The organism is Pantoea sp. Ap-967 (genome assembly GCF_011752565.1).
In the GTDB taxonomy this organism is placed as follows: Bacteria; Pseudomonadota; Gammaproteobacteria; order Pseudomonadales; family Pseudomonadaceae; genus Aquipseudomonas.
In genome coordinates this window covers 84,294-91,316 of the sequence record NZ_VWXK01000024.1, presented here as the reverse complement: position 1 = coordinate 91,316, position 7,023 = coordinate 84,294, and the positions used below count along the sequence as shown (strand labels likewise).

The 7,023-nt window shown below is 53.4% G+C and carries 8 protein-coding genes; 4 read left to right on the top strand and 4 right to left on the bottom strand.

Going from position 1 to position 7,023, the window contains the following annotated elements; translation table 11 throughout:
* Window positions 1-1,043: 1,043 nt before the first annotated feature.
* The 4 genes from F3J45_RS22055 (at window position 1,044) to F3J45_RS29895 (ending at window position 4,715) form a co-directional block, all read left to right on the top strand.
* A complete protein-coding gene (locus F3J45_RS22055; RefSeq protein WP_167067853.1) occupies window positions 1,044-1,973 on the top strand; it encodes a hypothetical protein in 930 nt (309 codons plus the stop codon).
* Window positions 1,973-3,091 (top strand): hypothetical protein, encoded by a 1,119-nt coding sequence (locus tag F3J45_RS22050; RefSeq protein WP_167067850.1) that lies wholly within the window; start codon window positions 1,973-1,975, stop codon window positions 3,089-3,091. Before F3J45_RS22055 ends, F3J45_RS22050 begins: the two co-directional genes overlap by 1 nt.
* 169 nt (window positions 3,092-3,260) lie before the next feature.
* Window positions 3,261-3,944, top strand: coding sequence for a helicase-related protein (locus F3J45_RS30585; RefSeq protein WP_370526448.1), 684 nt, complete (start codon window positions 3,261-3,263; stop codon window positions 3,942-3,944).
* Window positions 3,945-3,986: 42 nt separating this feature from the next.
* Entirely contained in the window at window positions 3,987-4,715 is a 729-nt protein-coding gene (locus F3J45_RS29895; RefSeq protein WP_205300634.1) for a hypothetical protein, read from the top strand.
* An 81-nt stretch (window positions 4,716-4,796) separates the two neighbouring features.
* Here the strand turns inward: F3J45_RS29895 and F3J45_RS22040 are convergent, their stop codons facing one another.
* The 4 genes from F3J45_RS22040 to F3J45_RS22025 form a co-directional block, all read right to left on the bottom strand.
* Window positions 4,797-5,159 carry a histone-like nucleoid-structuring protein, MvaT/MvaU family gene (locus tag F3J45_RS22040; protein ID WP_167067847.1) on the bottom strand — a complete coding sequence of 121 codons (363 nt, stop codon included), beginning with the start codon at window positions 5,157-5,159 and terminating at the stop codon, window positions 4,797-4,799.
* Window positions 5,160-5,232: 73 nt separating this feature from the next.
* Complete coding sequence (locus tag F3J45_RS22035) at window positions 5,233-5,892, bottom strand: hypothetical protein (protein ID WP_167067844.1); 660 nt, start codon at window positions 5,890-5,892, stop codon at window positions 5,233-5,235.
* 24 nt (window positions 5,893-5,916) lie between these two features.
* Window positions 5,917-6,411 (bottom strand): hypothetical protein, encoded by a 495-nt coding sequence (locus F3J45_RS22030; RefSeq protein ID WP_167067841.1) that lies wholly within the window; start codon window positions 6,409-6,411, stop codon window positions 5,917-5,919.
* Window positions 6,412-6,607: 196 nt separating this feature from the next.
* Entirely contained in the window at window positions 6,608-6,985 is a 378-nt protein-coding gene (locus F3J45_RS22025) for a LexA family transcriptional regulator (protein WP_167067838.1), read from the bottom strand.
* Window positions 6,986-7,023 lie beyond the last annotated feature (38 nt).

Below are 7,023 nucleotides of genomic sequence, written 5' to 3'. Positions count from 1 at the left end.
TTGGGATAAGAGCTACGTTGGCGCATGGAAATCCTGGCGATAAGGGTGATCGCGTCCGCTTGAAAATACGCGGACACCATCGCCCTTAAAACTGGAGTTCGGAAGGTGAGTTTGCCGGACGCTTACGCTGGCCCTCCAGGTCGCAGCTGAGCTAATGCGCCCGTTCCTAACCTACTATCTCACCCATATAAGTTGGCGCTTCATTTGGCACCTGCACGGCCTTTGGCACCACCAAAAAAATTACGCGAAATCAATTATCTACGTGATTATTTGATGCCAAATAGCGCACCAGGAAAAATTAACGTTTTTCCTCACTTTTACCCAATTTAGCGGCCTCCTTGGCACTACAAGCCCTCTACAACCCGCATGACTGCTGGAGGGGCCAAATAGAGCGCTTCGCGGTGCCAAACCCACAGCCTCCCTACAGAGGGCTAGCCTGCTCTAGCAACGCGCCGACTCGTTGTCGTTTTGAACCTCAACTGCAGCATTCCACTACGCATCCAAAAGTACGACAACGGCCTCAGACCTAGAGAGGTAGCACTGCTTGCTTGTCTGGTGTCGCCGACCTCCGGGCAAGCCGCCTGAGATCCCACTACCAGACCCCAAGCCTCCTACGCCCCCCAAACGCGACCTCTGTCGCGGGAAAGCCAATGCCTTCCGCTGTTGCAATACTCATCACGTAGGAAGCAGCAACACATTGATCCACTCAAAGTGAACAAGACACGTATACATATTCACAGAGCGTGGAAAACTAAACAGGAAGACTGGTTATTTGTGCAGAAAAACAGAATTTCTGTTCACGAAATGTGGAATCGGATCACTTAAAGTGTATTGCTTATACGGAACGTGTAATTTTTCTACGCTTTGTAAAAAACTCCTCGGACATTCCACCCCTTGTGCTTCGAGGCCTGCAGCGATTTTTCAATAAATTGCTTGCCCATAGAAATTTTCTCGCTACGATATTCTCCACATGAACCAAGTCCATAGGCTAGCCAACAGGCAGGCCTCGCTGCGCACTGTATAAATCAATAGGAGCCCGCTAAGTGGGAGAATGGTCGAAAAGCATCGGTGAGCATGGGGAGAACATTGTCTTTTCTTTCCTGAAATTCATTGGCTGGCAGGCAGCGATCAGAGGCGTCGACGTGAACTGCATCCGGCCCATAGCGCATCAGGTCTCAAGCTCCGAGCGATCTACCCATGGCATCGACTACGTATACACAGGCCAATCTCCTTTGGAGGATGGCGTCCTGAAGCACCTGTGTATCTCGTCAAAATTTTCATCGCAAGCCTACCCCAAAGCCCCCACCAGCACCTTCAAAAGCCACTTCACCGACCTGGCGATGGCCATGGAGTGCTTTAAGCGCTCACCCCAGAAAAAGCAGCTCAATGCTGGTTACACCGGAATCTGCGCAGAAGTCGTTTCGGGGGTGCTGTTTTGGATCAATGACAAGGATGCGAAAGATCACGATGTGGTGACTGAGGTAGCGAGCTGCAGGGGCCTTGACGACGTCAACTACGGCACCATCTATGTGATCGACAACAGGCGTGCCAGCTTCCTGTACGAAGCTATCTCGTACATGCGCGGAACCTACGGTGCTAAAAATGTGAAATTCCTCTACCCATCCACGGGCAAGAATGTCGACCTATACCAACGGATTGCCGCTGGAGATGTGCTGCCTTCTGAATACCTAACCAGCGGCATCATTCCCTTCTTCATCAATGATGGAGGCACCAAAAAGCTCGCGGTGTGCTGTGACGATGAGTTCAGTGAAGCCGGTATGCGTCGCTTGGTTGGCTACCTCAGCTCCGTAGCTTTGGACTTCCCGGAGCAGGTCATCATCGCGTTCCCAGATTTCAATTTCAGCCTTCACAGTCGGGCCGCCGCAGTGGCCAAGGCATCGATCGCCAACAAGCGTTTCGCCGACTTGGTGGACGTGGTCAGTTACCGCTCGGACTTCCGGAGTATTGCGTGATGCAGATTGAAGACGAAAGCGTGATTCTGCCGCAGGGCGAAAGTCTTCGGGCTTATCTCGTCCAACCATTCGTGTCCAAGGGTGACCTGAAAAGCCTGCTTCGCCTGCGTGGCGTGTTCACCTCGCTGCAGGAAAAGGAGCAAAGCATTCCCGCGCTCACCCTTTCCCTGATCAAACCCAGCGAATTTGTCGAACTGCAGCAGCTGTACACTACCAAGGAAGACAACCCGAAGGTCACAACGCAGATCATCGAGTGGGCCAGTCCCGAGACGCTTATCAGCAGCATCCCTGACGAGATCGATGTGAACAAGGTGCTTGATCTGGATTTTGAGAATTTTAAAGTCCTGAACGCACCGAGCTTCTACCCAGTGCCCAACAGCGATGACGCCATACGCATGGATTTCGAGATTGAGCGGCTGGATCGCTCCAAAAGCTGGGCCGACTCGCGTAAGCGGTTCAAAGCTTCCATCGAGATTCAGAAAAGCAAGGATAAAGACGAGCTCATCCTCATCAGCACCCACACTGCCCCGGAAACCAAACAGACCAATCGGGCGCTGGCTCGACACTTGATCGGTCATTTCAAGGCGCAAGGGCAGATCGCTCAAAAGGCCAGTGTCCAGCAAATCCGCTTCGGGGACTTCACCAACGAAAAACGATTCGACTACTTACTAGGATTTACCCGAGACAACCGGCAGAGCCCCATCACCTTTGTGGAAGTAGTGGATATTGGCCTGGTACCAGATGAGGATCATACGCTGCCGGAGGAGCTCGAATGGATGAAGGAGCGGATACGCGGCTTGGACTTACGCGGTACCGGGCTGGAAGATTCTGACTTCCTGAGCAACCCGAAATACCGACCATGCCTGCTCATCCATCGACTGGATGCCAAGTTCAGATTCAGCCTCTGTGGCATGGACGGTCACTGCGTGATTTCGCTGGGCTTCCCTGATTTCAACAACGGCCAAAACCCCGAGAGTGAGATCGAATTGCGCATCAAGAAAATCGATTTTGACGAGTCTCGGCGTGGCCTGGATAAGAATGAAGCCAAGCAGACTATCTTGAAGGAAATGGAATTCGTGAAGATCCAGGCGTTCAAGCGGTTGGCAACCCTCGATTAACCTGCAGACATGTTCGATAGGGCCAGATAACGCTTGCCAATTGACTTGCAGGCGGGGCTTACCAGCCCCGCTCGTCTAGCAACCAGGCCCTTACTGGCCAAAACCAAAGCTATCCAGTTGCCCCCGGGAGGAAGCCGTCCTTCAGAACCTCTGGGAACGAGTAGCTCAGATTGGTAATCACGTAGATACAAGAGCATCACGCCAGAGCCACCTCTACAAGGTACTCAGAGGCCATAACAACTTAATCTTTCCCAACAGGCGGCAGGAAGTCGAATGGTTTGCCGATCGCCTTCGAGCGCTGTGCGAGCAGGATGGGGTGCCCAACGAGTTTTGGCCGCACCATGGCAGCCTGTCCAAAGAGCTGCGAGAAGATGCGGAGCGAGCCCTGAAGGCCGGTGACCACCCGGCTTCCGCGGTATGCACCACGACCCTGGAGCTGGGCATCGATATCGGCAACATCAGGACAGTTGCTCAAATCGGAAGCCCCCCTTCCGTTGCAAGCCTCAGGCAGCGTCTTGGTCGCTCAGGCAGACGACCAGGTGAGCCGGCGATGCTAAGGGCGTACTGTCGGGAACGCCCGCTGACGGATCAGTCAAACCTCTCTGATCAGCTTCGCGAGGGTCTAGTGCAAACTGTGGCCATGATCCGCTTGCTCGTGGCTGGTTGGTTCGAGCCTCCTCGATCGCAGGGTATACACGCCTCAACCTTGGTTCAACAGTGCCTTTCTTCCATCGCTCAACTTGGCGGGGCTTCGGCGGCGCAGTTGTGGACTAACCTCGTTGCCAGCGGAAGCTTCGCGAGCATTTCCAAGGCTGACTTGATGTCCCTACTGAAAAGCATGGGAGAGAAGTAACTGATTGTTCAAGACAGCTCAGGCCTGCTCCTCCCAGGAGAGTTGGGCGAACGCCTGGTCAACCACTACGAGTTTTACACGGCGTTCACAAGCGATGAGGAGTTTCGATTGCTCCGAGATGGCAAACCACTCGGCTCGTTGCCTGTCAGTCGACCACTGTCCAAAGGGCAACGGATCATTTTTGGCGGGCGCCGCTGGCAGGTTCAGGACGTAGATCTTGAAGCCAAGGTGATCGTAGTGACACCCGCGCGCGGCGGCGAGCCTCCGCAATTCGATGGGCTGAGTGCTCAAGTACATGACCGTGTCCGCTTGGAAATGCGCCAGGTGCTGATGGAAACGACCCCGAGCCCCTTATTGGATACACAGGCTCAGGCTCTTCTTCAGGAAGCCCGTGACATTTTCCAAGCAATGGGTCTGGGTACCAAATCCATCACAGGTTCATCCAGCGTCAGCCATGTCCTAACGTGGCAGGGAGACAGCACGAACGATGCTTTGGCGCTGCTGCTCCGGCACGTGGGCATCCAGTGCGAAAACAATGGACTCTCACTAGAGATTGCACTTGGCGAGCAAGATAGTAAGAAGGCACTTCAAACCGTTGGGCGATTGGATATAACAGACCCTAGCCCCATTCTCGATGAGATAGAGAACATGGTAACGGAAAAGTGGGATTGGGCCCTTCCCCGCCAGCTGCTGATGAAATCCTATGCCTCAAGCCATCTCGATCTACAGCGAGCCATTGAGGTAGCACGGGAGCTGGGCGACCCTGCCTAAGCCGAGGCCATTGAAAAGATCATCCAATCAAAAAACGGCCATATGGCCGTTTTTTGTGAACGAGATCGTCAAGTGAGGATGTTACGACACCCAGCTCTCGACTTCGTCGGAACCGTATTCAGCTTTCCACTCTTTCAGGAGCTTGTGGTTCCCGCCCTTTGTTTCAATGATTTCGCCGTTATGCGGGTTTTTGTACTGCTTGACCTGGCGAGCACGGCGAGGTGCTTTTTCTATGGCAGCAGGAGCAGCACGACGACTCGACTGCGGATCCAGGATGTTGATAATGTCTTTCAGGCTGAAGCCATACTTGGCCAGCAAATCGCGCAGTTTGGTCTCAAATTCGATTTCACTCTGAAGCTCGCTGCTACCTTTCATGGCCTCCAACTCGGCCAACTGGGCGGCTAGTTTTTGCTCAAGCTGTCTGAATTCCGCGAGGCGCGACATGTGATTACTCCGTAATGGGATGGATGACCTGTAGAGAATCCTAACGCAGTTTTAGTTCAGACCAAAATGAAAATCATGGCCACCAGTCCTCGGTTTTCTTGCTACTGCTCCAATAGCCATATTCTGTGCTTGGCAAATCCACCGATAGCCCAACAACATTCGAAATATTTACATATAGTGGATCAAGCAGCTTGGCTTGCTGCGTAGCCCAGCATGCCCACATTGCCAGGGCCATTTGTGATGCTTCATCGGGGGGTGAAGATTCGACTGTAGCTTGGATAAACGCACGCAGCCGCTGTGCTCGCTCCCAACTGCCCAAATTTGTCATCAGGTTCTGACGCTGTTTTTCCAAACGCCGCTGCTGGTCAATCCACTCTTGTCGAACCCGCTGCTCTTCCGCCCAATGACGTCGATTGGCTTGATCGGAAGCTCTTTGAGCTTTTACAGATTCCGCAATTCGAACAAACCCTATCAGGATCAGGCCCAGCTTCGATTCAAGCTTTCCTGTTTTGCTGTCAGCCCAGGTTTTCTGAATCAAAACCTCAGATCGCGCATCGACGATAAGTGAAAACACGCCTGTGGGTTCCCAACCAAAGCGGGTAGCCCGCATAGCTGCAAAAGCGGGCTCCCATCTCTGACCAGGCTTGAAGGGCTTCGGAGGAGATGGCGGGAGATCGAAGCGCTTTATGCGTTCTTGAATCGAGATCAACAGATCCTCGCCGGCCACGCGCACGAAAGTCCCGTTATCGCTTACTCCCTATGTATACCCTACGGCTTCGCTCGCCTTGATCAGGCTGTCATACAGAATGGCACAGCGGTCGATTACCGACGAAGAAATGTGCGAGCTCAAAACCTGCGACTTCTCTACCGCCAAAGCGCCGTTAAGCTCTTTGGCTTTTTTCGCTGCTGATAGCCATTTCCTAACCAATGGGTGCGGATCTACCAATTCCGTAGGGACGATTAACGTGCTGGGGTCTTTAACTGGGTTTTCAGGCTTGGGGTTAGCTTGGTTCTGAATGTCATGAACGTGAAATGTGATCGGAATGTTAGAAGCTGGCGGCTTCGGGCGCCGGGGCCTTTTCGTCTCTGGCTTAGCCCAATGACCGCGGGTAGGCAGAGTGATCCCTGCCTTGCGGCAGGCCTTCGAGAGGCCGACGTCCGAGACACCTATTTCCTTCGCAATGATCAGAACGGGCCGTTCCCACACCATTTCGAAAAGCTGCTGCGGGGTGAAGCTTTTTTCGACGTACATTACTCATCCTCGAGGCCCTAGTAGGCGTACCACTCAGCGTAAGGTGTAAGTTCAACTCGAAAACGATTGTAGTCAGGGCTGCCATCACACCACCAAACAGGCCCACACTTACCGAGTTTTACCCTCACAGCATCTACGCGCAGACCTGGAGGTCTTCGCCTTCAAGAAGGTACCGAAACGGGTAGCGCAAGTTTTCCTAATTGAGCACCACTTGGATACCGCCCCAGGCAAGTCGTTTGCAGAGCAGCTCGCAGTTCACAGCCGCGATCACAATATGCCCAGACTTAGCCTCGATTGAGCGGTCGACGATCACCAGGTCGCCGAGGTAGATGCCGGCGCCGATCATGCTGTTACCTTCCATACGCACTAGGTAGACGTGCGGAGCCCAGGCATCGAGCTGCTCATCCAGTGATATGCGCTTCTCAAGATGGTCGGCAGCCGGAGACGGGAAGCCTACAAGGACGTGCAGGGAAAAAAGAGGAAGCTTAGAGCCGCTGGGTTCGAGCGGGCCGAGGATGATGACGATGACGAAAACGCCTATACTGTGTATACGCACAGTTAAGCTTTTGCTCATTGGTCAACATAGGTCAAACAAGCTGGCGGTAGCAGGAG